The following is a 25,966-nucleotide window of genomic DNA, read 5'->3' as shown; positions in this document are numbered from 1 at the left end:
CGTGGCAAGCAGACGCTGTTGATCGTGGCGTTCTTGGAGAGTTTCAACGTAAGCGTGGAGGTGGAACTAGGCAGACAGCCGTCGCCCGGCCATCTAGGTAAACGCTATGGCAATCCGGGCAGTGCCCCCTTTGCCGACCTTAACTTTCAAGGTACGCGCGACAGTACCATCGGTCAATACAATTCTGGTAACAGTCGCTGCGCCGCCCGATGTAACCCGTTCCAGCGTATAGTGAGTCATACCCCGTGGAGTGACCAACATGTCGACACACCCGTTTTTTCTCTACAAGGGGTACGAACTTCATCCCCTTGTCTTTCCCCGCACATTCAGTCGCTTTGACGGACATTCCCGTTACGCGGAAGGTTATGAAATTGCAGTACGGATATGTCGTCCGGCGGCGACAGCAATTCCCTCCGCAAGCCGGGTCTTCAGGCTGAACCAAACGCATACATTCTCTGACTTCGGTACGGCAAGGCGAGCCGCCCGGCAGCAGGGGAAGGACATCGTCGACGGAAAGGTGAGCGGCGCTTCGGTCATCGACATATGAAAACGCCGCTGACGGGCAGCATCTGTCGATGTGCTCGATCGTGCGACGAATTGCTGCCTACCTGATGGCCGATCTGATCGTCGCACCCACATAAAAGGCGGCCAGCACCTCCAGCTTTTTGGCGACCGGCATGGCAGCATTCCGCTGCGCAACGGACCCTTTACCCGGCGGTGAGCATACCTCATTGCCGGAACAGCGGGACAGGGCTGCAATCGACGTGCTGCTCGGGACGCTCGCCGGCGATCACCTTCCCGAACGATTCGCGATTTGCCCATCCCCGAAGATTCGATGTGGCCGGTTGCAAAAACGTACCGCAGACCTGCAAGTCGAGCAGCAATTGGCGTCGCTGGCTCACGCCGTCTCGTCGCCCAATCGGGCCACGCGCTCCCAGCTGTTCCGCGTCGAACACGTACCCCCGAAATGAAGTCGGTCCGGATAGCCGTTGCATGTCACGCTCGGCAATCGCGTGGTCGCGGATGCGTCCGCCTCTAGCCAGAGGCGCCAACACCGCATCGGTCTCCTCGCGGGCGGTCGGGTAACGCTGACACTCCTTATGACCTGACGAAAGGGTGAATCGATTTCTGCCAAAACGGGCGAACGGGGCTGCAATGCAGTTTCGCGCGCTTCGTTCCGCCGTCGTTGAATTGTTGACGTCGAGACTGCTTGCCGCGCATGTCGGAGGCGCGCTCTGCGTCGCCACATGATGAGCCTGAGAAGAGAGGCAGTCCGATGTGGATCTTCGGATCGCCGCCGCCTACCGGCGCTGCGGTACGTAAGTGCCGGGTTGACTTGCATGTTCCCTGTGCTTCTCTGACGGCGCCTGAAGCACGAGTTTTTCTGTACAAATCCATCAATGGGCGTAGCATGAAATCGTCACTCTACCTGCGACCGTTCCTCGCGTCCTTAAGCTGCGTGCCCGACGGAATCGTAGATACGCTTTCACCCAGAACCGAAACGTGGCCGACCTCCTGAAGGGCAGCGGACGCAGTGGCACACGTCACTACGCTCCGTCTTTTCCGCTACACAATGAGACGGCCTCAAAGGTACCGATCACGACCGGTTCCCGTCTCTACCGCAGGCTCGAACTTCATCCGCTGATGGTTGCTCAGAGCCGTTGCAAACATTGGAGTTTGGTATGGAAAGAAATGACCTGCTGAAATGGATTCGGTGCAACGGTGCTGACATCGTCGATCGGTTTCTGCCGCCCGGCGCACAGGGCGAACTGGATAGCCTCATCCATGACCGCCGTCACGAGATCGATGCGGGCGCGTTTCTGATGTTCATGTCGATTCGTACGCTTCTATGCGAACGCGGCATGGCAAGCTGCGAATCGGATCGCGAGGCCGGACAAATCATGGCCATGCTGAGCACCTAGGTCGCGCTTTTCGACGCTCCTCTGAGACAGTCGCAATCGAGCGATAACCCCAAAGGAATACCATGCGCTTCAATTCCACCCTGATCGTTATCGACCCGACCCCCCGGCGGGCCGACGGCGAGTACATGGCCCACGCACGCATCAGCGGCAGCCGTGCCGACGGCACCGGGTACGAGATTCATTCGAGTGGCGATCTGGCAGGCTTCGACGCACGCGAGGACGCGATAGCCTACGCGAAGAACTGGGCGCAGGACTGGCTGCACGCGCGTTTCGGGTGACAGACGTCTGACCTGGGGACGCGACGAGAGAGGGATTCCCTGGTCCGCGAAGTCTGCAAATCCCTGGCTACTGCTTCCAGAATCTGCTGCGCGTCGTCTCTGCTCGTGGTTTTACACCTGCCGGGACGCGCCTATTCCATCGCCGGTCCTCACAGACCGACCACGACTGCATGAAGCAAATCCGCAGCATCGTCGCAACAGGAAGGGTGTGCGCCTCGAGTGCCAATTCGGCTCGTGCTGCTCCATCCACGCGATCAGCCTCGATGGCCCCTCGCACGTCATTGTGGATTTGCGCGGGTCTTTCCAAACTGACGATTTAGTCCGCGGTTCGGGACGTCGCACTTCCTCGCTCAGCCGTGAAAGCTGAAGCGGGAAGAAGCAAGGTGTCAGTCGCCGCCGTGGGACTCTCGCGTCGCCATTATTGTTTCATTGCGCCAGTTGCGTTCGAGTTTGACGCGCCTTGAGGCGACATCGCGTGCTCACGCTTCTGCATCAATGTGCCACTGGCGGGCTTGCTATTGCCGGCGTCCGCAGCACGGCCCATGCTCTGGCCAGCGGCACCCGGCTGCGCGTTTTCAGTATCACGGTTTGCTGGCGCAGCTTTGCCGGTATTGGTCTGCGCAAATGCGCAAGCGCTAGCGATGATGGAAATTGCGCTGATTCCTGCCATTATCCACTTCATGATCGTCTCCGGTTCGGGAACTGCTTTTCTATGTCTGACCTAGTGCAGCACGACGCATGCCCGGAGGAAGTGGCAAACAATAAGCGTGCGCTGTTGCCGCCCGCGAGAAGGTCGGAATGCGAAGCCCCAAGAAGTTAATCGACTTAATAATTACTTGCCCGATTTACGTTCTGGTACGTGTTTTCGTGACGGCTTGGGTCATGTCAACGATCACGGGAGTTCCTTGCCGCGAACGCGGATGCGCCGCCGTTCAAATTCGCGGGACGGCCGATTAACTCAATCAGGCCGCTTTATGCCAAATGAATCGCGCCATTAAAACCGGCCACCCGGTTGCCCGTCTCCGGTTCGGGGTTCACCACTTCGCTGGAAGCTGGCTATCCGTTCCCCTTGCCGCTTGGACCGGGCTTCGTGCTCGAACCTCAGATGCAGGTTATCTGGCAGCACGTCGGGTTGAACGAAGCCAATGACGGGCTAGGTCCGGTCGACCCCGGCTCCACGTCAGGCGTGACCGGGCGGCTCGGGCTGCGTGGTCAGTGGACCATCTAACGCGCCGGCGGAGACGTATGGCAGCCGTGTGCGCACCAATCTCTGGCGGGACTGGGGGCTCAGGCAGCGACGACATACTCCGGCGCCGAGCAGGTGCCACTCGGACAGCAGTTCACGCGTATGGACTTCGCCGCAGGCGTGACGGCGAAGCTCAACACACGTATGAGCCTGTATGGACAGTTCGGCTATCAGTTCTCGATCAACGATTCGGTCAGTGGCAGCCAAAAGGGCGTCTGGGGCGACGTCGGTTTTCGCTACGCCTGGTGAGCAGCCGTTCACTGCAGGTCTCGCGCTGAGCGAGAGTAGATACGGCAGCCTGTAACCGCAGGCGGGATGTTCGGCACGAATCCTGCGATTCTTCACGCAGCAACGATTCTTTCCTATGCTTAAAGCAACGGGCGAGCCCCCCGGAGCTGCCATCGCCGCGTCGCAGGGGCGGGGGGCCGCGCGCCTGCGCCGTGACATCGAATCAAAGCAGCCGTTCGCGCATGTTTCGATGACTCACCGGCTACCGGGCGGTCTGGATGGCAACGTTTGGACTACCCAGCAAACGAACGGAGCGTGGCGATGAAGCGGAGCGAGTCACCCCAGCCGGTCACGATGCTCGAAGCACTGATACCGATCGCTGGCCTCGTCTTTCTCGTCAGTCTGTCCTTCTACCTGTTCGGCGATGGTGGTGCGAACGGGCCGAACCAGGTGGCACTCGTCGTGGCGACCATGCTGGCCGTATTTGTCGGTTGGCGTCGCGGTCATTCGCTCGCTTCGCTGGGCGAGGCCGCGAATGCAAGTGTCAGTTCCGGTATCGGCGCGATTCTCATCCTGTTCGCAGTCGGCGCGCTGATCGGCACGTGGGCGCTCTGCGGCACGATCGTCGCCATGGTCTATTACGGGTTGAGATTGCTGAGCCCGGACTACTTTTACGTCACGGCGGCTGGAGTCTGCGCGGTGATCTCGTTTGCCATTGGGACCTCGTGGACTGTCGCGGGTACGATCGGAATCGGCCTGATGGGCATTGCGCACAGCATGGGCCTGAGCCCCGCCATAACGGCCGGTGCGGTGATTTCCGGCGCTTATTTCGGCGACAAGTCTTCACCGCTCTCGGACACCGCGAATCTTGCGGCCGCTGCCGCGGGTGTCGATCTGTATCAACACGTGCGCGAGACGCTGCTGACATCACTCGTCGCGATTGTCATCACGCTGGCCGTGTTTTATCTGCTTGGCCGCCCGGGCGCCTTCGATGCGAGCGCGGAGGTTGCTGCAATGCAGAGCGCATTCTACATATCGCCCGTGCTGTTCCTGCCGCTCGTTCTTGTCGTCGTGCTGACGCTGTTCCGGCTTCCGCCCTTTACCACCATCTTTCTTGGCGCATTGGCGGGTGGCGTGGTTGCAGTTTTCGTCGAGCCAGCGCGAGTGCTCGCATTTGCCTCCGCGCGAGAGGGCGTGCCGATCCCGATTGCGATGCTCAAAGGCGTATGGCTTGCGCTTGGGAGCGGCTACAAGTCCACGACTGGAAATCCAGTGCTTGATACGCTCCTCACTCGCGGCGGTATGGACAGCATGTTGAATACTATCTGGCTGATCATCACGGCACTGGCATTCGGAGGGGTGGTCGAGAAGTGCGGTGCGATAGAGCGCCTCATTGCCCCGGTAGTCGATTGGGCCAGGAGCGGCGGGGCGCTGGTCGGTTCCCTGGTCCTGGCGACCATCGCGACGAACATCGTTACGGCAGACCAGTTCATCGCAGCCGTGCTGCCGGCCCGGATGTTCAGGAGTGCATTCGCGGCACGCGGCTACGCGCCCATCGTATTATCGCGTTCCGTTGGTGATTCGGCCACGACCACAGGCGCGCTGATCCCCTGGAACAGTTGCGGCGCGTTTATGGCAGTGACCCTTGGCGTGCCGACACTCAGCTATGCACCCTATGCCGTATTTTGCGTGGTAAGTCCGTTGCTGACGGTGGCGATCGCCTACGCGGGTATCCGCATGCCACGCGTCCCCCCTGCCCAAGCCGAGACCTCAACGGCAGGCGGCCCCCCAACTCCGGTCCATGAAGACACCAAGCAGAATTGACGGGTATGCTTACTCGAGTCGTGAGGCACCCTCGCTCGTGGCCGATACCCGGCGCGCATTGCGTTTCCAACCTATTGCAAGCATTCTTCCGTCCGACGAACCGTCGGCAATACTGTAAGGAGCAGTCAAGATGAAAATGCAACGAAACGCTCCCCGGATCGCGTCCATGATGCTCGCCGCGGCGTTCACACTGGTTCAGGCAGGCGTCGCAGAGTCGCAGACGGCTGCTCCGCAGAGCGCCAGCGAGATCCATAGGACCGGCATGCCCGAGACGCAGCAGCAGGGCGACATATCGTTCGTGACCGGCGGAGTCGGTCGCGACGAGTCGACTGCGCTGCGGCAGGCACGAAGGCAGTGGCCGTTGTCTCTGCAGTTCACCGGTCCCGGGGCGAGCTATGTGGCCGACGTCCAGGTGAAGATTGCCAAAGCTGGCGGCGCGACCGTGTTCGAGGCCACGTCGAAGGGGCCCTACATGCTCGTGCGGCTGCCTCAAGGGCGCTATACGGTCAACGCCACTTACGGCAGCGTGACCAGAAGGGAGACCGTGAACGTCCGCGGCAATGGCAGCGCGCGTGCGACGTTCGCGTTTCCGTCCACCCACTGAGCGCAGTCCCGACGCCGCGCCGCAGGTCGCGCGCGTCGCCTTCGTTTGACGACGGGCCAGGACCCAGCCATAGGCTTATTTGGCTTTTACACGCCAGTATCTGTACTTTTGCGGAACGAAAGCCTCATGCCTTGAGCACGTTCTTCCCCTTCGTCCCGAGCAAGGGCAAGTCGCGGATCCGCACACCGGTCGCGTCGTCGATCGCATTCGCGAGCGCCGCGGCGGCCGGGCCTTGCGCCGCTTCTCCGACCCCGAGAAATGGCAGGCCCGGCCGGTCGATCAATAGCACGTCCACGCGTTTCGGTACGGACGAGAAGCGCATGATCGGATAAGTGCTCCAGTCATAGCTCGTGATGCGTTGCGGGTCGAAATGCGTTTCTTCATAAAGCGTCCAGCTCGTGGTTTGCAAAATGCCGCCTTCGATCTGATTGCGCACGCCGTCCGGATTCACGATCTGTCCGCAATCGACGGCTGCTACGACACGCTCGATGCTGAGCTCGCCGGTATCGCGCATGACCGTCACGTCCATCGCGACGGCAAGGTAGGCCATCAGGTTCTTGTATTGGGCAAACGCAAAGCCGGTACCGTGCGAGCGCGGGCTCGAGTCGCCCGTTCGCGCGCTGCGGGCTCGCCAGCCGAATTGATCGACTACGGCGCTAATGACGCCATGCGCGCGCGGATCATCGAGATGTTTGAGGCGAAACGCAACGGGGTCGGCGTGCGCGGCTCCGGCGAGCTCGTCGATGAAGCTCTCGATCGCGAACACGTTCATGTGCGCGCCGAGCGAGCGCATGGCAGAGACGCGTATCGGCATCGTGGGCACGAAGTGATGCCGCACGTGCAGGCCGGGCACGCGGTAAAGCGGAATGCTGTTGCGGTCGCCTCCGCCTTCCGGCATCGGAATCGGCTTCGGCGGCGCGGGGGTGAACGGTTGCGCAAGGAGCTGCGCGGGCAACAGGCGCCCCGCATTCTCGATGCGGTTGTTATGTGTGTTGCTCCATAGCTCGTAACGCCAGTCGGCAAGCGTGCCTGCCGAATCGAGCGTTGCATGCGCCTCGACCGTCATGGCCGGGCCGAACGGCTCCCACATGTGTTCCTGTTCGCGCATCAATTGCACGCGCACCGGGCGGCCAGGCAGCTCGCGTGCAACGAGGGCGGCGTCGGCCGCGACATCGTCCGCGCCGTTGTGTCCGTAGCAGCCCGAACCTTCCACATGCACGCAGCGCACCTTGTCGGGTGGCATCGCGAGCATTTCGGCGATGCCCGCACGCAGCGGATAGACGCCTTGCGTGTGCGTCCACACGGTCATCACATCGTTGTCGAGCTGCGCGACAGCGCACGATGGCCCAATCGAGCCATGCGTCAGATACGGCCTCGAATAGCGCGCCCGCAGCGTCGCCACAGGCGCGGCCGCGCCCGTCGCTGCGCCCTGATCGGCCACCGCGATTTCCTGCGAAGGCAGACTCATCAGCAGCGCGTGAACGTTCGCCGGATCGGGCAGCGGCGGCCCGGCCTGCCATTGCGCGGCAAGCGCAAGCTCGCGCATCGCGAGGATCGCGCGCCATTCGTCGTCGGCGACCACCGCGAGGTAGTTGCCGTTGCGCACGACCTTGATGACGCCGGGCAGCGCTTCGACGCGCCCGCTATCGACTGCGACGAGGCTCGCGCCATAAGACGGCGGCCGCACGACGCGGGCATGCAGCATGCCGTGCGGCCGCAGGTCCTGGACGTAGCTCGTGCCGCCCGTCACCTTGCCCGGTATATCCACGCGCGGCAGCATATGGCCAATCAGCGCGTAGGCCGATGGCGGCTTTTTCGGCGCGTCGGGCTGCGCGTTCTGATGGAGGTCCGCGTATTGCACGGCTTCGCCATAGCTCACGCGTCTTCCGTCGGCGGCAATGACGGCGCCGTCGCGCGTCGTCAGGGCCGCTGCGTCGACGCCCAACTGCGACGCCGCGCTCGCGACCAGCAGCGCGCGCACCTGAGCGGCGGCGTTGAGGATTGCGGTGCCGCTGTCCGCCATCGTGTGACTGCCTGCGGTGTAGCCTTCGTTCGGCGTTGCGGCGGTGTCGGCGGTGATCAGCTCGATCGCATGAGGCGCGAGATCCAGCTCTTCCGCGGCGACCTGCAGCAGCGCGGTGCGAATGCCCGTGCCAAGCTCCGCCTTGCCCGTGAATACGCTCACCTGGCCGTCACGGCCGACCTTGATCCACGCATCGAGCAACGGCGTGCTCTTGAGACTGCCCGGCAGCTTCGGGGCGCTCGCGGTGAAGGTGCCCGCTTCGGTGGTGGTTTGCGCAAGCGCGGCCATGCCGGGCACGATCGCGAAGCTCACCATCAGCGAGCCGCCAACGAGGAAGCGGCGCCGCGCGGGGTCATCGGGGCCGATGCCGTGAGCGACGGAGAACGGGCGGCCGTCGCTCACGACTGCGCTCCCTCGTCCGTTCGCGGCGAAGCCGTCGCGACTTGCCGGATCGCCGCGAGAATGCGCATGTGCGTGCCGCAGCGGCACAGGTTCGGCTGCATGTAGCGGCGGATCTGTTCATCGCCTGGGTGCGGGATTCGCTCCAGCAGCGTGTGCGCGCGCATGATCATGCCGGCGATGCAATAGCCGCATTGCGCGGCTTGCTCGTCAATGAAGGCTTGCTGAAGTGGTCCCGGATGTTCCGCGCTGCCAAGTCCTTCGACGGTTCGCACTGGCCGGTCGCCAACGGCCACGACCGGCATGAGGCACGAGAACACCGGCTCGCCGCCGACGCTGACCGTGCATGCGCCGCATTGACCGAGACCGCAGCCGAACTTCGCGCCATCGAGCTGCAACTGGTTGCGCAGCACGTAGAGCAGCGGCGCTGACGGGTCGACATCGACCGTATGACTGACACCGTTGACGTTGAGTGTGATCATCGTGGCAGGCCGTCCTTGCGAAAATGCGCGACCGCGCCGGCGTCGAGCGAGGGCCATGCGCCGCGGGTAGTGAAGCGCTCGCGCGTGTAGTTGGCGAGCTCCGCTATCTGCGCATCCGTGAATGTGTTGGCCAATGATGGCATGAAGGGCGCGCTATCGCTTTCGTGCCAGTCGATTCCATCGAGGATGATACGGACCATGTTGCGTGGGCTGTCGGCGTTGACGGCCGTGGAAGGGACAGCGACGGTCGAGCGTCCCCGCTCGACATCGGTGCGCCTTCGGCATGGCACGATGCGCAGGCCGCGGAGAATAGATTCGCGCCGCCGCCGGGCGCGGTGGACACGGGCGCGGCGGAAGCGGAGGGCGAGGCGACCGGATGCTCCGGCACGCCCGGGCCCCCGGACGGCAACGCCAGCAGATACGCGGCAATCGCCTCTACGTCGGAGGCGGACGCGTCGGCGAGCATGCGCGTGACCGGGCGCATCGGACCCGCCGCCGCCCCATGGGCGCTCGCGAGGCCCGTGCGCAGATAGCTGACGAGCTGTGCCTGCGTCCAGGGCGTGGGGCGTGAAGCGAGGTTCGTCAGCGCGGGCGCATCCCATCCGTCGATCGTGCCGCCTTGCAGCGCGCGGTCGCGGCGCTCGGCACCGAGGCGGTTGAGCGGCGTGTGGCACGCACCGCAATGACCGAGGCTTTCGACCAGGTAACGCCCGCGTACGACGTCCGGCGCTTCGGTCGGCGACGGTGGTGGTTCGGTACCGGTATGCAGGTAAAAAAGATTCCACACGGCCATGATGGGCCTGAAGCCGAGCGGGAAGATCAGCTCGTTGTGCGGCGCAGGCGCCTTGACGGGAGCGCGACTCATCAGCCACGCATACAGCGAGCCCATATCGGCATCGCTGATGTGCGTGAAGTGCGGATACGGGAACGCGGGATAGAGCAGATGGCCGTCGCTGGACACGCCGCGCCGCATCGCGCGCGCGAACGCGTCGAGCGACCAGCCCCCGATACCCGTCTCGTTGTCCGGGGTGATGTTGGTCGAGTAAATGACGCCAAACGGTGTTTGCAGTGGCAGTCCGCCCGCGAGGGGCAGGCCGCCCGTCGCGGTGTGGCACGCGACGCAATTGCCAACGGCCGCGAGCTTCGCGCCGCGCGCCGCGGCCGCGGTATCGCTGCCGGCCGCGAAGGGTGCGGTCACGGCATTCGGCGCGGGCTCCCGTGCATGCGCGGTGGGTCCGCCGTATGCGGCCATGAGGGCAACCACGACAACGGCCACGCCTGCACTCGCCACCCGTCCTTTCATCTAGCCTCCATCGCCGAGCCGTCCGCATCATGGTTCCAGACTACGTCGCGCGGCTCCAGGTGGCGCAAGCCGCGTTCCTGATATTCACGGAAGTCTGCGGCTGTCCGCCGCTCCGCGGTTCGCCGCCGTCTACAAGGACGGAAGCTCCAGTGGCGAACAGCGGCAGGTCGCGATAACGGTCTCGCCTAGCCGGCTGCGATCGCGATGGCGATCTGCACGAAAAGCACCTTGACGATGGTCATCGACGGAAAAATCATCGCGTACATGACGTCGGGCTGATCCGTCGGCGCGATGCGGTTGGCGAAGGCGAGAATCGCGGGATTGCCGGTCGCCCCGCAGATCACGCCGACCGATGTATCGAAAGACAGTCTGAAGACCCACAGGCAGCACACAGCCGTGACGCCGACCAGCACCAGCAGCGTGATCACGCCATAAAGCAGCAGCAGCGGTCCGGCGGTGCCGACGGTCGCGACGAACTTCGGTCCGCAAGACAGGCCCACCTGCGCGAGAAAAATCGTCAGCCCGAGATTGCGCAGCACGAGATTTGCAGAGAGCGGCATCACCCACACGAACGGTCCGTTGCGGCGCGCCTTGCCGAGGCACAGCGCGACCAGTAGCAACGCCGCGAGACCCAGGCTGAACGCGCCGAGACCGGGCGCGCGCAGCGGGATCGCGCCGACCAGCAGCCCCGCTGCCGCGCCGATGCCCAGACAGATGAAACTGAGGTCGGCCGTGCCCTTGATCGAATCGCCGAAAAACGCGCGGACCCTCGCGCGATGCGCGCTACTGACGAGCAGGCCGACGCGGTCGCCAGCTTCGAGAACGAGCTCTGGCGTCGACAGTAGATCGGCGTCGCCGCGCCGCACGTGCGCGACCGCGCAGTTCACGCCATCCGGAAAGCGCAGATTGCCGAGCGCCGTGCCGACGACTGACGGACTCGACGCGAACACGCGCATATAGTCCAGGTCTTCCCGATGACTCGAGATACGCCCGGGCTGTAGCTCGCCGCAGAGCGCCGTTGCTTCGTCGAGCGGGCGGCGCTCGGTGGCGGTAGCAAGAAGGACGTCGTCGACGCGCAGCGTGAAGTCGTCGCTGGGCAGCTGATTGTGATGCGCGCGCCGCACGGCCGCGATCACTACGCCGGCAGGCAGGCGAGTCGAGAGCTCCGACAGCTTGAGACCGAACAGACTGGCATTGCGCAGCGCGATTTCCGCGGTCTCCAGCACCTTCGCAGACGGTTTCGATATTTTGGCTTTCAGGACTGAGTTCAGCACGTAGAGGAATAGGATCGGCCCGGCCACGCCGAACGGATAGGTGACGCTATAAGCCACGGCGGCATTGCTGCTTTTCATCGATGCGATGGCAACCTGCAGGCTCGCCGTGCTGGTGCCGCTGCCGGCGAACATGCCGAGCGCATCGGCGAGCGTGATGCCGAAATGGATGAAGGCGCACGCCACGAGACCCGAAGCGATCACGCCCAGACATGCGGCCGCGTTGGCCTTCACGCCTTCCCGGCTCGTGAGTCCGCGGAAGAACTGCGCGCCGTACTGAATGCCGATGCCATACAGAAACAGCAGCAGACCGAGCGTGCCCAGCAACGCCGGCGGCGCGGATTTCGGCGCGAACGCGCCGAGCGCCAGTCCAACGAACAGCACGGCCCCCGAGCCTAGAGCCACGCCCTTGATATTGATTTCGCCGACCAGGTAACCGAGCGCGATGGTCAGAAAAAGCGCGAACAGCGGCTGAGTTTCGAGGAAAGTTCTGACTGCTTCCATGCCGCCCCCTATAGGTGGACAAAGCAACGCGACTGAGCGCTTCCACCGGGCAGGCCTCGCGTTCGACGCGCGGCAGTTGCTGACGATACTCGTTGCTGCTATCGCATTGCGCCTGCGAGGTTGCCCGAGCCGAGACCCACGATCAGATCGAGTGCGCCGTTCTTCAACGCTTGCGTCGTGACCACGCCCGCCGCTTTCAATGCGGCCGCGTCGATGCGCGACGCGTCCGATAGCTCGACACGCAAGCGCGTGGCCGCCAGCGCGTCGAGCTTCCTGATGTTGGCCGCGCCGCCCAGCGCCGCACGAATCTTTTCCGCGCGCTCCGTTTCCTGCGGCGAGTTTTGCACCGAGGCGGCCACAGCCGCTGGAGCCGCCGCCGCGCCTTCCACACCAGGCACTCCGGCCGCCGGCAAATCCGCTTCGGCGCCCGCTGTCTTCAGATAGTCATGCATGTCGGTTTTCATGTTCTCCGACAACGGCCCGAAGATCGCCTGCACGCCGTTGCCAACGCGCACCACACCCGCGGCACCGAGCGCCTTGAGCTTGTGCTCGTCGACGCGCGCCGGGTCCTTCACGGAGATGCGCAGCCGCGTGATGCAAGCGTCGAGACTCGTGATATTGGAGCGGCCGCCAAAGGCGAGCACGAGTTCGCGCGAACGTCCTCCCGCGCCGCTCGCGGCAACCGCCGCTGTTTCCGCCGCGTCGTCCTCGCGGCCGGGTGTCTTGAGGTTGAAGCGCGTGATGACGAAGCGGAACACGCCGTAATAGATCACCGCGTAAATTGGACCAAGGATGAAAACGTACCACGCGTGCGTGGCCTTCCCGCCGATCAGGTTGAACATCAGAAAATCGATGCCGCCTTGCGAAAACGTGAAGCCCATGCGCATGCCCAGTGTGTTCGCCACGAACTGCGCCGACGCCGCGAGGCATGCGTGAATCAGGTAAAGCACCGGCGCGACGAACAGGAACGCGAATTCGATCGGCTCGGTGATGCCGGTGAGGAAAGAAGTCAGCGCGGCCGAGACCATCATGCCGCCGACGGCCACCTTCTTCTCCGGCTTCGCGCAATGCCAGATCGCGATCGCCGCGGCCGGCAGGCCGAACATCTTGAACAGGAACGCGCCCGCGAGGATGCCCGCGGTCCGGTCGCCCGCGAAAAAACGGGTGATGTCGCCGTGAACCGTCCTGCCGGTCGTCGGGTCGAGGTAGCTGCCCATTTCGAAGAAGAACGGCACGTTCCAGATGTGATGCAGGCCGAACGGAATCAGCAGACGTTCGACGAAACCGTAGACCGTCGCGGCGGTGCGCGGGTCGGAAACCGCCGCCCAATGCGAAAAAGCCTTGATTGCGCTGCCGATCGGCGGCCACACGAAAGACAGGATCGCGCCGAGCACGATCGAGCCGATCGCGGTCACGATCGGCACGAAGCGCTTGCCGGCGAAGAAGCCGAGATAGGCCGGCAACGTGATCCGGTAGTAGCGGTTGAACATCCATGCCGCAAGACCACCGGCGAGGATGCCGCCGAACACGCCGGTCTGGATCGACGGTATGCCCATGATCGTGTCGGTTTCGACGCCCTGGAGCTTGCCGATCACACCCAACGTAGCCGTCATCACCAGATATCCGATCGTTGCGGCGATGCCCGAGACGCCATCGTTCTCGGTGAAGCCGAGCGCGACGCCGATCGCGAAGATCAGCGGCAGGTTGCCGAAGATCACGTCGCCCGCGTTCTTCATCAGCGCGAGCACGACGGCCGGCACGTAACCGTGAAAGTCGGTGGCGCCGAGACCGAGCAGCAGGCCGGCCACCGGGAGCACGGCGACGGGCAGCATCAGCGATTTGCCGATCTTCTGCAAGACTCCGAAGGCATGCGAGAACATGGCTGATCTCCTGTTGATCCGCTCACTCGGCAAAGCGCGACAGATGCGCGCGGACTTGCGCGGCGGTGCCCAGACACAGCACCTCGGCGGCGAGCTTCCTGGCTTCTTCGGTCGTCACGCGTGCAAGCTGAGCCTTGATCGAACCGACCGCCGGAATGCTCACCGAAAGCTCGTCGATGCCAAGGCCGACGAGCACCGGCACCGCCATCGCATCCGAGGCGATGCCGCCGCAAATGCCGACCCATTTGCCATGCTTGTGCGCACCGTCGACCGTCATGCCGATCAGACGCAACACCGCCGGGTGCAGCGCGTCGGCCTGCTTCGCGAGTTGCGGATGGCCGCGGTCCATCGCGAGCGTGTATTGCGTGAGATCGTTCGTGCCGATCGAGAAGAAGTCGACTTCGCGTGCGAGCGGCTCGGCGATCAGCGCGGCCGCGGGGACTTCGATCATGACGCCGACTTTCACGCTCGCTGCGCGATCGCCGGCTTCTTCGAGCAGGATCTTGCGCGCTGCCCGCACCTCCTCGATCGTGGCGATCATCGGGAACATCACGTGCAGATGCCCAAGCGGCGCCGCGCGCAGGATCGCGCGCAGTTGCGTGCGGAAGATGTCGGGACGCTCCAGGCTCACCCGCACACCGCGCAGGCCGAGAAACGGGTTGTCTTCCTTCGGCAGCGGCAGATACGACAACGGTTTGTCGCCGCCGACGTCGAGCGTGCGGACCACGAGCGGCCGCTCGCGGCCAAGCGCTTCGGCGACGGCGCAATATTCGGCGGCCTGTTCGTCTTCGGTTGGCGCGGTGTCTCGCGCGTCGAACAGGAACTCGGAGCGCAACAGGCCCACGCCTTCGGCGCCGGCCGCGACCGCGTCGCGTGCTTCCTGCGCATTGCGGATGTTCGCGACGACCTCGACGCGGTGGCCGTCGGCCGTCATTGCGAGTTTGGTTGCCGCGAGCTTTTCGTCTTCGCGTTTGGCGGCCTGGCGGCTGATGCGTTCGCGCGCCTTCTCGAGTTCCTCGGCGCTCGGGTTGCGCCGCAAGCTGCCGCGCGAACCGTCGAGCACGACGGGCGTGCCGTCGGCGAGTTGCAGCGCGCGCGCGTCGATACCGCAGATCGCCGGAATGCCGAGCGAGCGCGCGAGGATCGCGACGTGGCTCGTCGCGCCGCCGCTCGTCGTGCAAAAGCCGAGCACCTTGCTGCGATCGAGCGACGTGGTGTCGGACGGCGACAGTTCCTCGGCAATCAGGATCGTTTCGTCCGGCACGTCGATCTGCGCCTGCTTCACGCCGGCGAGCAGCGCGAGTACACGGCGGCCGACGTCGCGGATATCGCCCGCGCGTTCGCGCAGCAGCGGATTGTCGAGCTTTTCGAGCGTGCTTGCCTGCTTCTGAAACGCATCGCGCCACGCGAACCCCGCGCCCTTTCCCGCGCTGATGCTGCTGATCGCGGCGTCGTTGAGGTCAGGATCGTCCAGCAGTTCGAGATGCGCGTCGAGAATCTGCGCTTTCGACGGATCGGTGAGCGTCGCCTTGAGCGCCTCGATCTGCTGACGCGCCTGATGCTGGGCCGCTTCGAGTTGCGCCCGTTCGCGTTGCGGCGACTCGCCCGCTTCGTTCACCTCGATGACCTGCTGGCGGAACTGCACGATCCTGCCGACCGAAAGCCCCGGCGAAGCGGATACGCCGATGAATTCGTTGGTGTCGGCGGGAGCCGCTTCGGTCGGTGCTGGCACCGGCGCAGCCGGCGCGGTTGGCGCAGCCGCCGCGGGTGCGGGCGCGTCGCCGGGCTTTTCGCCCGATCCGTCGGCAAGCAGACGCGCGACGGTGCTGGCCGCCTCCGCCGCGTCGGGACCGCGGGCCTCGACGCGCAGCTTGTCGCCGAACTTCGTTGCGAGCCCCATGATCGCGACGACGGACTTGGCATTTGCGCTGGCGTCGCCGCGCAGCAGCCGGATCTCGGACTTGAATTTCTTCGCCTCGACCGCGACGACCGCGGCGGGCCGTGCATGCAGGCCCGCTGGATTCGGCAGCGTGATCTCGTCGGAGAGGATCGCGCCGGTGGCGCTGGCCGTGTCCTTGTCCTCCATGCTGCCGACCAGCTCGACGTACAGCGCGACGTCGGTGCCAGCGACGACGAGCCCTTTCGCGGGAACGTAGCGCGTGACGAGATCGCCATTGGCGATCACCATTTGCGTGAGCAGGCTGGTTGCTCTTGCGCCGACCACGATTGGGTCGAAGCGGATCAGCGGCGTGCCCGCCGCGACGGCGTCGCCTTCCTTGACCAACGGCATGAAGCCCTCGCCGCGCAGCAACACGGTGTCGAGCCCGATGTGCAGCAGCACTTGCAGACCGTTGTCGCCGGTGATCGTCGTGGCGTGGCCAGAGCTATGGAGTTGCGTGACCTTGCCGGCTAGCGGTGACAGCAGTTCATCCGAGGTCGGATCGATCGACACGCCATCGCCGACCATCTTCTGGGCGAAGACCGGATCGGGCACGCTCTCGAGAGGAACCAGTACGCCCGACAGTGGCGCCATCAACCCGATGCGCAGAGGACGCTGAGGAGCTTTCATCGCCAAGACTCCTTGTACATTGACGCTCGCCTGAGGTGGCTCGACTCGAGCCGCGTGAGCGCGACATTCACACGTGCGGTCGGCACCATTGCCGCTCACGCCGCTCACCCACTTGTGAGCGGCGCACGTTACAAAAGCGTCGGAGACAAAAACTCGGGAAGCCAAACAAGGTCGCGCACGTCGACCGGGATGAATGGAGAAACGTCAGGCGCGCTCCGATGGCGCTGTTTGCGTTTGCCGGGCCGCCTCGCACCCATGCATAACCCTTTGCACCGTGGTCCCGGAAAAAAGGACCCGGAAAGCGCTCTGAAAAAGAGCATATGTTACTGAGCGCAGATTGCAAGACAAGACGATTTCGGACGGGAACGCCTGAAATTTGCAATTTCCTGGCGGGAGATGGAGCGGTCTTTATTAATTGGCGTGTGACGCGTTCAATAATCTGTGTTTTATCCGCTTAGCGAAAGGCGGCGGCCCGACAAGACGCTCACCCTTTCCTGTTCAGAGTAGATCCGTGACGACATCCACCCAATTCCGCGCCCAACTAGGCGGCTACGGATGCAATCGGCATATTGGGGCGGCTCTCTTTCCCGAAATATGATTTTTCTAGCGCATGGAGGGCGCGCTGATAATCAGGGGACTGGAAGAGCCGTACGCGGTCGTTTCGCGGGACTAGCTGACTCATAGCGAGATATCGCCGCAGAGGCATTGTTCAGCCACACCTTCTAGTCTTTTCATCGGACGACTCTTTTTCTGACATGAGACCCAGCCTAAAGTACGAGACTTCAATCTGGCATCAAGGTCGTCATGCAAATCGATACACCTGCAATCCCGGCATCGTTGGAAGGACATTCAACCTCCGCGGGTCAATGGCTCTCCGTCATAGCGGTAGCGGTAAGCGCATTCGCTTTCGTCACTGCCGAGTTTTTGCCTGTCGGGCTGTTGCCACAAATCGCACACGACCTCGGCGTGTCGACCGGTGTCGCGGGGCTCATGGTCACCACGCCCGGTGTGATGGCCGCGATATTGGCGCCGACGCTGATAGTCAGCGCGGGCCGCATGGACCGCCGGTACGTTTTCCTGCTCCTCACTGCGGTACTGTTGATCGCGAACATCGTGTGCGCGATCGCACCGAACCTCGCGATCATGCTCGTAGGACGGGCTCTGCTTGGCGGCGCGCTGGGTGGCTTCTGGACTCTGGCGACGGCGGCGGCTCCTCGACTCGTGCAAGCAAAGGATGCCGCCAAAGCGACCGCGACCATTCTGACCGGCGTGACCTGCGCAACCGTGATCGGCGTGCCGCTCGGGACGTTTATCGCGTCGTTTGCATCGTGGCGCATGGCGTTCGCCGCCACCGCGGGCCTCGTGTCGCTCGCCTTGGTGGCGCAGGCGTTCCTCGTGCCTTCGTTGCCGTCGGCATCGGCGTTGCGGATCGCCGATTTCAAAACCCTGCTTGGCCGGCCTCATACGAGGTTGAGCATGGTGATGGTCGCGCTCGTCTTCGGCGCGCATTTCTCGACCTACACGTATATTGCGCCGCTGCTCGAACATGACTTCTCGTTGAGCGCCATCACGCTGTTGCTGTTCGGATTCGGTCTGATCGGCTTCTTCTCCAATGCGTTGACATCGATGGTGATTTCGGAACATCTAAAGAAATCCGTCGCCGCGATGGTTCTGCTGCTATTAGGCGCGATGTCGTCGATGTTGCTGCTCGAACATTCGCCGATCGGCGAGACCGCGGGGATGCTGCTGTGGGGAATCGCGTTCGGAGCGCTTCCGCTTTGCTTCAGCGTGTGGATTCAGCGCGGCACGACAGACCTGCCCGAAGCGGGGTCGGCCATGTTCGTCAGCATCATCCAGGTGGCGATTGCGGTGGGCTCGGCAGTGGGGGGCACCATTGTCGACCGTGCGGGCGTTCACGCTAACTTCACGCTGGGACTTGGACTCGCGCTACTGGGCCTCGTGACACTGCAACGGCTTGCTGTATTGGAACGACCAGCCACGGCGGCTTCCCTTGATTGCGCCTGTGATGCGTCGGTTGACTGACGCGTCGAGTCAGTACGTCGCGTGACCGGACCGCACCGCGCTAGCCAGCTGTGGCGACCGCCAGGCGACCGAATCCGTCAACCAGCCGTCTTCACGACTCTGGGTTGAAACGGGGCGTTGAGCGGCACGTCGCCAGCGGCCTCGTTGCGGGCGGCGCTCGTCGATAGATAGCGCAAACAGCACACGCGCAAAAAAGACGCGAAATTCAACGGCTCTTCGCCGCGCAAGGCGACCAGTTCGTCGTGAAGCTGCACCACGAACTGGGTCGTCGTCACGTTCTCGCGGTTGGCGATTTCCCGAAGCACGTCCCAGAAGAGATTTTCGAGCCTCACCGTGGTCACGACGCCATGAATCCGCAGCGCGCGCGTACGCGACTCGTAGAGGATCGGATCAGCGTTGACATAGACGTTGCACATACGTTCAGCCTTTCTCGCGAATGATGACGTCGCAGGACGCGAAGCGCGCGGCGCGGGCGCTCATGCCGTCGTGATCGAGCGTAACACGGTTGGTCGCCCGCGATGCCGCGCCTGGGTCGAGGCGCGCTCCTTCAATGCGAGATGCGCGTGCCCAGCAGCGCAAGGAACTGCGCGAGCCAGTTCACGTGCGAGGTCCATGCGGGCGCGGTGACGAAATTCTCGTCGGTGATCGCGTCAGGCCAGTCGAGCGCCACGTACTCCGCGCCCGCGAGCTTCACTTCGGGCGCGCAGGCCGGATACGCCGAGATGCGCCGGCCTTCGATCACACCCGCCGCAGCCAGCAGTTGCGCGCCGTGGCAGACCGCGGCAATCGGCTTCTTCGCTTCGGCGAATTGGCGCACCCAGCCGATCACTTCGTCGTTGAGCCGCAGATATTCGGGGGCGCGACCGCCGGGCACGAGCAGCGCGTCATATTGCGCGGGGTTCACCGATGCGAAATCGGCGTTCAGCGTGAAGTTATGGCCACGCTTTTCGGTGTAGGTCTGATCGCCCTCGAAGTCGTGGATTGCGGTGCGAATCGCGTCGCCCGCGCGCTTGTCGGGCGCGACGACGTCCACCGAATGCCCGACTGCCGCCAGTGCCTGAAACGGCACCATCAGCTCATAATCTTCGACGAAATCGCCGGCGATGATAAGAATTCGCTTTGACATGCTTCGTCTCCTCTCGAATGGGGGTGGGAAATGGCGAGGCGGACGCGCGATCGTGGTGTGAAGGCGGCGGCCGTTGAGAAGTAATATAGCGATCGACGCAGTGGGCCAGGTAATACGCGGCTAAATGCCGACCAGGGATTTCACTGAGCTGAACGGAACTCAGCCCGAATGCGGCAGACGATCGCGGTAGGTGGAGCGGTCGGTGTCGCCATGATCTGGCCGAACAGCCTCGGCATCGCGGTTTTCACGGTGGTTGCGGTGCTGGCGGCCACTGAGTTTTTCCTGCTTCCACCAAGCGAAAGAAAAAGAGTCGCGCTCCATTCGAGCGCGACTCTTTTGTCATTGGGAACGTCCATTCAACCGCGCAGGTTCGACACACATCGCTGCAGCACCTTGCGCAGCGTATCGACCGGGATTTCCGTTACTCCGTCCAGCATGGACGCTTCGAGCGCGTCGATCGCCGAATCGCATTCCCGCAGTACCCGACGCCCTTCGTCGGTCAGAAACAGATGAATCAGTCGACCGTGGGTAGGATGCCCCACGCGTCCGACCCAACCGTTGGCTTCCATCGTCTTGACAACTTCGTTGGCCGACTGCGGCGTGATGAACGAGCGTTCGGCGAGTTTCGCGTTGGTCATCGCGCCGCTGGCGCTGATCACGGAGAGCGCGGTGAACTGAGGCAAGGTCAACCCGAATTCACCCAGTACATCGATCAAACTGCGTTTGAGCAGACGGTCGAGTTGGCCGACCACATAGGAAACGCGGGCAGGTGGCGCACCGGTTTTCGTTGAACCGGCCTGTTTGGCAAGGGGCGTTCGCCGCTTCTCCATTGTCTTGATCATTATCAGGTTGTCTTAGGTGTTTCTACCAGGCATATCATATTCTACTTTCAATATCAGGGCACCTGAGACTAGACTCATCATCAATTCCAGGGGCGCTGTGGGAAGGATTCTGATAAGTGACGCAAGATCATTGCCAGAAATCTTCTCCTTCCCATGGCCGCTTCGTCGAAGAACGAAGCGTGGCTCGCCTCTGGCAATTCAATCAAACGTGAAGGAGACGTCATGTCAAGTGTTGCTAATCGGTCGAGTGCGGTGGACTCCAGTACTGCACTAACGTTGGCATTGTGCTTTCTCGTCGCGGTGCTGGAGGGTATCGACCTGCAGTCCACCGGCGTTGCGGCGCCTCGAATGGCGCACGAGTTCGGCTTGTCGGTCAGCCAGTTGGGGCTCGCTTTCAGCGCCGGTATGTTGGGGCTTTTGCCGGGCGCGATGATCGGCGGCAGACTCGCCGACCGGATCGGCCGCAAGCGCGTTCTGATGATCTCGATGGCGATTTTCGGCATCTTCTCGATCGCGACCGCGCAAGTCTGGAGTTTCGAAAGTCTGCTGATTGCTCGCGTGCTGACGGGCATCGGGCTCGGCGGCGCGATGCCGAACCTGATCGCGTTGTCTTCCGAGGCGGTCGATGCGCGTCACCGCAACACCGCGGTTAGCGTCATGTATTGCGGTATGCCGCTCGGCGGGGCGCTTGCCGCATTGATCGCCGTACTGAGCGCGGGTCCGACCGCGTGGCGTCATATCTTCTACGTGGGCGGAGCCGGACCGCTGATCATCATTCCGCTGCTGATGGCATTGCTGCCTGAGTCGCGCGAATTCGCCACCGAATCGCGGGAATTCGCGACGGCGGACAAGCCGCTCCTTTCGACGCGTGAAGTCCTGTTCGGCGAGGGGCGCGCCGCCGCGACGATCGGTATCTGGATCAGCTTCTTCTGCACGCTGATCGTTCTTTACTTCCTGCTGAACTGGCTGCCTTCGTTGACCGTGGGGCGCGGCATGAGCCGTTCGCAGGCCGGGATTGCCCAGATCTTTTTCAACGTCGGCAGCGTGATCGGCGTACTGGGCATCGGTCTGCTGATGGACCGGTTCAGACAAGGCCTGTCAGTCACGGCAATCTATGCGTGCATCGTCGGTGCATTGGTCGCGCTTTCGCAAGTCGCCAGCATCGAGACGCTGTCCGTTGCCGTGCTGTTTGCCGGAATGGGCGTCGTCGGTGCGCAGTCGATGCTGTATTCGCTGTCCGCCGCCAGCTATCCGACCAGCGTGCGTGGTACGGGAGTCGGCGCCGCGGTGGCGGTGGGACGCGTCGGCTCGATTGTCGGCCCCTTAGCCGCTGGGCAATTGCTTGCTATGGGAAAGAGCTCGGCGCTCGTCATCGGCGCGAGCGTGCCGGTGACGATCATCGCGGCGATTACAGCATTGCTCGTCATTCGCTCCAACGCCGCGAAACGCTAACTCTTCGTTGATGGACCCAGCTGGCCCGGCGTTTTCGCGCCGGGCCATTTTTCATGCGTCATTCGTGATTCGTCGTGGCCTCGGCCCGCAGATCAAGCAACCTGACGGCGTTCTCCTTCAGAACGAGCGGCTTTACTTCGGGCTTGATGTCGAGCGTATCGAAGTCTTCGAGCCAGCGGTCCGGGCGGATCAGTGGGAAGTCGGACGCGAACAGCACCTTGTTGCGCAACAGCGTGTTCGCATACTTGACCAACTCGGGCGAAAAGTACTTCGGCGACCAGCCCGACAGATCGATATACACGTTCGGCTTGTGCAGCGCGATCGACAGCGCCTGCTCCTGCCATGGCCAGGAGGGATGCGCGATCACGATCTTCATGTCGGGGAAGTCGGCGGCGACATCGTCGAGGTAGATCGGCTCCGAATACTTGAGACGCAAACCGCCGCCGCCGCGCATGCCCGAGCCCATGCCCGAGTGCCCACTGTGAAATACCGCCGGCAGCCGGTACTCGGCAATCACTTCGTAGAGCGGGTATGCCATGCGGTCGTTGGCGAAAAAACCCTGCATCGTGGGGTGAAACTTGAAACCGCGCACGCCGTGCTCCTCGATGAGCCGCCGCGCTTCGCGCGCGCCGAACTTGCCTTTGTGCGGATCGATGCTCGCGAACGCGATCATGATGTCGCGGTTGTTCTGCGCGAACTCCGCGACCTCTTCGTTCGAAATGCGGCGGCGCCCGATGTTCGCTTCGCAGTCGACGGTAAACATCACGAAGCCGATATTGCGCTCCCGATAGTGCTCGATCGTTTCGGGAATGGTCGGGCGACGCCCCTGTTTGAGCACGGTGCCGAAGTATTTGTCGGCGGCTTCGTCGAATTCTTTTGCAAACAGGTCCGGCGGTTGGCAGCACGACACCTCGGCATGCACGTGGGTGTCGATGGCCTTCAGTTGATCGATGTTCAATGGGGTCTCCTATGTGTAATTAAAGCTGATGCGTCAGGCTGAGCGAAGATTGCGCACGCACATCAACAGCAGGTTTTTCAGCATCTGTGAACCGTGTTCATCGATTTCCCCGAGCATCGATTGCTCGACCCTGTCAGCGGCACCGTCGCACTGAGCCAGCAATGTTTCGCCGGCCTTCGTCAGCGACAGCAGGCCGACGCGACGGTTGAGCGGACCGGCCACGCGCGTCACCCAGCCATTCGTTTCCATCGATTTGACGACCGCGCTGGCCGCTTGCGGCGTGATCAACGAGCGCTGCGCGAGTTGTGCGTTCGACGAACGTGCGCGCGCCCGCAGCACCGACAGCGCGGTGTATTGCGGCAACGTCAGACCATGCGAGGCAAGCGCTTCGGAAAGCTGCCGCGTGAGAATCTTGTCGAGCTGCCCGGCCAGGTAGCTCAGACGCACCGGAGCGGCAGCGTGCCTTCGATCGCGCAGATTGCGCCGCGCCGTGGCGCGCGCTGTCGTTTCAGACCCTGACGGCTTTCTCGTGATCGTCGGCATAGGCGGTTAGGGGTTTGTACCAAGACATCTATATTGTACTTTACTTATCAGGTCACCTGATATTAAATTGAGTTCAGGCCGCGAGGGCGGCATTGATACGGAGAAGCAGATGAGTTACGAAGGACGCTGGAAAACGGTCAAGGTCGCGGTGGAAGGCGGAATCGCCTGGGTCACGTTCAATCGTCCGGATAAGCGCAACGCGATGAGCCCGACGCTGAACAAGGAAATGATCGACGTTCTCGAGACGCTCGAACTCGACGCCGAAGCCCAGGTTCTCGTGTTGACCGGCGAAGGCAGTGCATGGACGGCCGGCATGGATCTGAAGGAATATTTCCGCGAAGTGGACGCGGGCCCGGACGTGCTGCAGGAGCGGATTCGCCGCGACGCGAGCCGCTGGCAATGGCAATTGCTGCGCATGTACTCGAAGCCGACGATCGCCATGGTCAACGGCTGGTGCTTCGGCGGTGGCTTCTCTCCGCTCGTCGCCTGCGATCTCGCGATCGCCGCGGACGAAGCCGTGTTCGGCCTGTCCGAAATCAACTGGGGTATTCCGCCGGGCAACCTCGTGAGCAAGGCGATGGCAGATACGGTCGGTCATCGTGAAGCGCTGTACTACATCATGACGGGCGACACCTTCACGGGTCCGCAAGCCGCGAAGATGGGTCTGGTGAACAAAAGCGTGCCGCTCGCGCAACTGCGCGACGAAACGATCGCTCTCGCGGCGAAGCTGCTGAACAAGAACCCGGTCGTGCTACGCAACGCGAAGCATGGCTTCAAGCGTTCGCGCGAACTCACGTGGGAGCAGAACGAAGACTACCTGTACGCGAAGCTCGACCAGGCGAACTATCGCGATCCGGAAGGCGGCCGCGAACAGGGCCTCAAGCAGTTCCTCGACGACAAGAGCATCAAGCCGGGCTTGCAGACCTACAAGCGCTAAGCGGCGCACTTCAGCGGGACGACTGAGGAGACGAACACATGCATCAAACGAACCTTTTGATTGGCGGCGCGAAACGTGCCGCGTCGAACGGCAAGACCTTCGAGCGCATCAATCCCGCGACGGGGGCGGTTGCCACCCGCGCCGCGGCGGCCACCGTCGAGGATGCCGATGCGGCCGTCGCCGCCGCAGCGCGCGCGTTCCCGGCATGGGCGGCGCTCACGCCGACGGAGCGACGTAGACGCCTGCTCGCCGCCGCCGACCGCATGGACGCGCGCACGGCCGAGTTCATCGAGATCGGCGCGGCCGAAACGGGTGCGATGGCGAACTGGTACGGCTTTAACGTCATGCTCGCGGCCAACATGCTGCGCGAAGCCGCGGCGATGACGACGCAGATCGACGGCGCGGTGATTCCGTCCGACGTGCCGGGCAGCCTCGCAATGGCCGTGCGCCAGCCGTGCGGCGTCGTGCTTGGCATGGCGCCGTGGAACGCGCCGGTGATCCTCGCGACGCGCGCGCTTGCCATGCCGCTCGCGTGCGGCAACACGGTCGTGCTGAAGGCATCGGAAGGTTGTCCCGGCGTGCATGCGCTGATCGGCGAAGCGCTGAACGACGCGGGTCTCGGCGAAGGCGTCGTCAACGTGCTCACGCATGCGCCGGAAGACGCGCCCGCGATCGTCGAGCGTCTGGTCGCCAATCCTGCCGTGAAGCGTGTGAATTTCACCGGTTCGACGCGTGTCGGCCGCATCGTCGCCGAGCTGTCCGCGCGCCATCTGAAACCCGCGCTGCTCGAACTGGGCGGCAAGGCGCCGGTGCTCGTGCTCGACGACGCGGACCTCGACGCTGCCGTCGAGGGCATTGCGTTCGGCGCGTTCTTCAATCAAGGGCAGATCTGCATGTCGACGGAACGCGTGATCGTCGATCGCAAGGTTGCCGATGCGTTCGTCGAGAAGCTCGTCGCGAAAGCACGCACGCTGAAGGCAGGCGATCCGACACAGCCGGGCTCGATCCTCGGCACGCTCGAGAGCGAAGCCGCCGCGCGGCGCATTCGCGCGCTGGTCGAAGACGCCCGCGAAAAGGGTGCGAAGTTGCCGCTCGGTTGCGAGGTGAAAGGCGCGATCATGCAGCCGGTGATCGTCGAGAACGTGACGCGCGAGATGAAGCTTTATGCCGATGAATCGTTCGGCCCCGTGGTGACGGTGCAGCGCGTGGACGGCGACGAAGAGGCGCTGACGGTCGCCAACGATAGCGAGTACGGCTTATCGGCCGCCGTGTTCAGCCGCGATATCGGGCGCGCGATGAACGTCGCGAAACGCATCGAGTCGGGCATCTGCCACATCAACGGCCCGACCGTGCACGACGAGGCGCAGATGCCGTTCGGCGGCGTGAAGGCCAGTGGTTATGGGCGCTTCGGCAGCAAGGCTTCGATTCCCGAGTTCACCGAGTTGCGCTGGATCACCGTGCAGACGAGTCCGCGTCATTATCCGATCTAGGCGTCGGCTCTGGCCGCAACGATTGCGGCCACCCCATCCTTG

The 25,966-nt window shown here is 63.3% G+C and carries 22 protein-coding genes and 2 pseudogenes; 10 read left to right on the top strand and 14 right to left on the bottom strand.

Features of this window, described 5'->3' with window-relative positions; translation table 11 throughout:
- The first annotated feature begins 259 nt into the window (after positions 1-259).
- Positions 260-547 (top strand): hypothetical protein, encoded by a 288-nt coding sequence (locus tag HDG39_RS15885; protein ID WP_084754409.1) that lies wholly within the window; start codon positions 260-262, stop codon positions 545-547.
- Between the two features lie 181 nt (positions 548-728).
- Here the strand turns inward: HDG39_RS15885 and HDG39_RS15880 are convergent, their stop codons facing one another.
- Entirely contained in the window at positions 729-902 is a 174-nt protein-coding gene (locus HDG39_RS15880; protein ID WP_184006876.1) for a hypothetical protein, read from the bottom strand.
- A gap of 780 nt (positions 903-1,682) precedes the next feature.
- On the opposite strand from HDG39_RS15880, the gene HDG39_RS15875 reads away from it, so the two are divergent.
- Together HDG39_RS15875 and HDG39_RS15870 are read left to right on the top strand one after the other, a co-directional pair.
- Positions 1,683-1,922, top strand: coding sequence for a hypothetical protein (locus HDG39_RS15875; protein WP_184006875.1), 240 nt, complete (start codon positions 1,683-1,685; stop codon positions 1,920-1,922).
- Between the two features lie 62 nt (positions 1,923-1,984).
- Positions 1,985-2,200 carry a hypothetical protein gene (locus tag HDG39_RS15870; protein ID WP_018424494.1) on the top strand — a complete coding sequence of 72 codons (216 nt, stop codon included), beginning with the start codon at positions 1,985-1,987 and terminating at the stop codon, positions 2,198-2,200.
- A 418-nt stretch (positions 2,201-2,618) separates the two neighbouring features.
- Here the strand turns inward: HDG39_RS15870 and HDG39_RS15865 are convergent, their stop codons facing one another.
- Positions 2,619-2,882, bottom strand: coding sequence for a hypothetical protein (locus tag HDG39_RS15865; protein ID WP_184006874.1), 264 nt, complete (start codon positions 2,880-2,882; stop codon positions 2,619-2,621).
- 330 nt (positions 2,883-3,212) lie between these two features.
- On the opposite strand from HDG39_RS15865, the pseudogene HDG39_RS15860 reads away from it, so the two are divergent.
- From HDG39_RS15860 to HDG39_RS15850, 3 genes and pseudogenes are all read left to right on the top strand, one after another.
- Positions 3,213-3,695 (top strand): annotated as a pseudogene (locus tag HDG39_RS15860) (autotransporter outer membrane beta-barrel domain-containing protein).
- A 300-nt stretch (positions 3,696-3,995) separates the two neighbouring features.
- Positions 3,996-5,498: a Na+/H+ antiporter NhaC family protein gene (locus HDG39_RS15855; protein ID WP_184006873.1), complete on the top strand. Its 1,503-nt coding sequence runs from the start codon at positions 3,996-3,998 to the stop codon at positions 5,496-5,498.
- Between the two features lie 130 nt (positions 5,499-5,628).
- A complete protein-coding gene (locus HDG39_RS15850; RefSeq protein ID WP_184006872.1) occupies positions 5,629-6,102 on the top strand; it encodes a carboxypeptidase regulatory-like domain-containing protein in 474 nt (157 codons plus the stop codon).
- Between the two features lie 124 nt (positions 6,103-6,226).
- Here the strand turns inward: HDG39_RS15850 and HDG39_RS15845 are convergent, their stop codons facing one another.
- The 6 genes and pseudogenes from HDG39_RS15845 to ptsP all read right to left on the bottom strand — a co-directional run bounded on the left by HDG39_RS15845 (position 6,227) and on the right by ptsP (position 16,533).
- On the bottom strand, positions 6,227-8,527 hold the full coding sequence (locus tag HDG39_RS15845; protein WP_184006871.1) for a xanthine dehydrogenase family protein molybdopterin-binding subunit: 2,301 nt from the start codon (positions 8,525-8,527) through the stop codon (positions 6,227-6,229).
- Positions 8,524-9,006: a (2Fe-2S)-binding protein gene (locus HDG39_RS15840; protein ID WP_184006870.1), complete on the bottom strand. Its 483-nt coding sequence runs from the start codon at positions 9,004-9,006 to the stop codon at positions 8,524-8,526. The genes HDG39_RS15845 and HDG39_RS15840 overlap by 4 nt, the downstream gene beginning before the upstream one ends.
- Positions 9,003-10,309 (bottom strand): annotated as a pseudogene (locus tag HDG39_RS15835) (c-type cytochrome). Before HDG39_RS15835 ends, HDG39_RS15840 begins: the two are co-directional and overlap by 4 nt.
- A gap of 185 nt (positions 10,310-10,494) precedes the next feature.
- A complete protein-coding gene (locus tag HDG39_RS15830; RefSeq protein ID WP_184006869.1) occupies positions 10,495-12,084 on the bottom strand; it encodes an aspartate:alanine exchanger family transporter in 1,590 nt (529 codons plus the stop codon).
- Positions 12,085-12,182: 98 nt separating this feature from the next.
- A complete protein-coding gene (gene ptsG / locus HDG39_RS15825; RefSeq protein WP_184006868.1) occupies positions 12,183-13,964 on the bottom strand; it encodes a PTS glucose transporter subunit IIBC in 1,782 nt (593 codons plus the stop codon).
- A 22-nt stretch (positions 13,965-13,986) separates the two neighbouring features.
- Complete coding sequence (gene ptsP / locus HDG39_RS15820; RefSeq protein ID WP_184006867.1) at positions 13,987-16,533, bottom strand: phosphoenolpyruvate--protein phosphotransferase; 2,547 nt, start codon at positions 16,531-16,533, stop codon at positions 13,987-13,989.
- 804 nt (positions 16,534-17,337) lie between these two features.
- Between ptsP and HDG39_RS15815 the strand changes: the two genes are divergently transcribed.
- Complete coding sequence (locus tag HDG39_RS15815) at positions 17,338-18,576, top strand: MFS transporter (protein WP_184006866.1); 1,239 nt, start codon at positions 17,338-17,340, stop codon at positions 18,574-18,576.
- A gap of 77 nt (positions 18,577-18,653) precedes the next feature.
- Here HDG39_RS15815 and HDG39_RS15810 read toward each other — a convergent pair whose 3' ends face one another.
- The 4 genes from HDG39_RS15810 to HDG39_RS15795 all read right to left on the bottom strand — a co-directional run bounded on the left by HDG39_RS15810 (position 18,654) and on the right by HDG39_RS15795 (position 20,544).
- Complete coding sequence (locus tag HDG39_RS15810; protein WP_184006865.1) at positions 18,654-18,992, bottom strand: ribbon-helix-helix domain-containing protein; 339 nt, start codon at positions 18,990-18,992, stop codon at positions 18,654-18,656.
- A gap of 131 nt (positions 18,993-19,123) precedes the next feature.
- Positions 19,124-19,702 carry a DJ-1/PfpI family protein gene (locus HDG39_RS15805; protein WP_184006863.1) on the bottom strand — a complete coding sequence of 193 codons (579 nt, stop codon included), beginning with the start codon at positions 19,700-19,702 and terminating at the stop codon, positions 19,124-19,126.
- A gap of 159 nt (positions 19,703-19,861) precedes the next feature.
- Positions 19,862-20,023: a hypothetical protein gene (locus HDG39_RS15800; protein WP_184006861.1), complete on the bottom strand. Its 162-nt coding sequence runs from the start codon at positions 20,021-20,023 to the stop codon at positions 19,862-19,864.
- Between the two features lie 35 nt (positions 20,024-20,058).
- On the bottom strand, positions 20,059-20,544 hold the full coding sequence (locus tag HDG39_RS15795; protein WP_184006860.1) for a MarR family winged helix-turn-helix transcriptional regulator: 486 nt from the start codon (positions 20,542-20,544) through the stop codon (positions 20,059-20,061).
- A 222-nt stretch (positions 20,545-20,766) separates the two neighbouring features.
- On the opposite strand from HDG39_RS15795, the gene mhpT reads away from it, so the two are divergent.
- Entirely contained in the window at positions 20,767-21,996 is a 1,230-nt protein-coding gene (gene mhpT, locus HDG39_RS15790) for a 3-(3-hydroxy-phenyl)propionate transporter MhpT (protein WP_184006859.1), read from the top strand.
- A gap of 58 nt (positions 21,997-22,054) precedes the next feature.
- On the opposite strand, the gene HDG39_RS15785 is transcribed toward mhpT, so the two are convergent.
- Positions 22,055-22,954: an amidohydrolase family protein gene (locus HDG39_RS15785; RefSeq protein WP_184006858.1), complete on the bottom strand. Its 900-nt coding sequence runs from the start codon at positions 22,952-22,954 to the stop codon at positions 22,055-22,057.
- A gap of 33 nt (positions 22,955-22,987) precedes the next feature.
- Complete coding sequence (locus tag HDG39_RS15780; protein ID WP_311666292.1) at positions 22,988-23,401, bottom strand: MarR family winged helix-turn-helix transcriptional regulator; 414 nt, start codon at positions 23,399-23,401, stop codon at positions 22,988-22,990.
- 205 nt (positions 23,402-23,606) lie between these two features.
- On the opposite strand from HDG39_RS15780, the gene HDG39_RS15775 reads away from it, so the two are divergent.
- Entirely contained in the window at positions 23,607-24,434 is an 828-nt protein-coding gene (locus HDG39_RS15775) for a p-hydroxycinnamoyl CoA hydratase/lyase (RefSeq protein WP_090810398.1), read from the top strand.
- Positions 24,435-24,472: 38 nt separating this feature from the next.
- On the top strand, positions 24,473-25,924 hold the full coding sequence (locus HDG39_RS15770; protein ID WP_184006855.1) for an aldehyde dehydrogenase: 1,452 nt from the start codon (positions 24,473-24,475) through the stop codon (positions 25,922-25,924).
- Positions 25,925-25,966 lie beyond the last annotated feature (42 nt).

Source organism: Paraburkholderia lebeckiae (assembly GCF_014201005.1).
GTDB classification, from domain to species: Bacteria; Pseudomonadota; Gammaproteobacteria; order Burkholderiales; family Burkholderiaceae; genus Paraburkholderia; species Paraburkholderia tuberum.
This window is presented reverse-complemented; position numbering and strand designations above follow the sequence as displayed.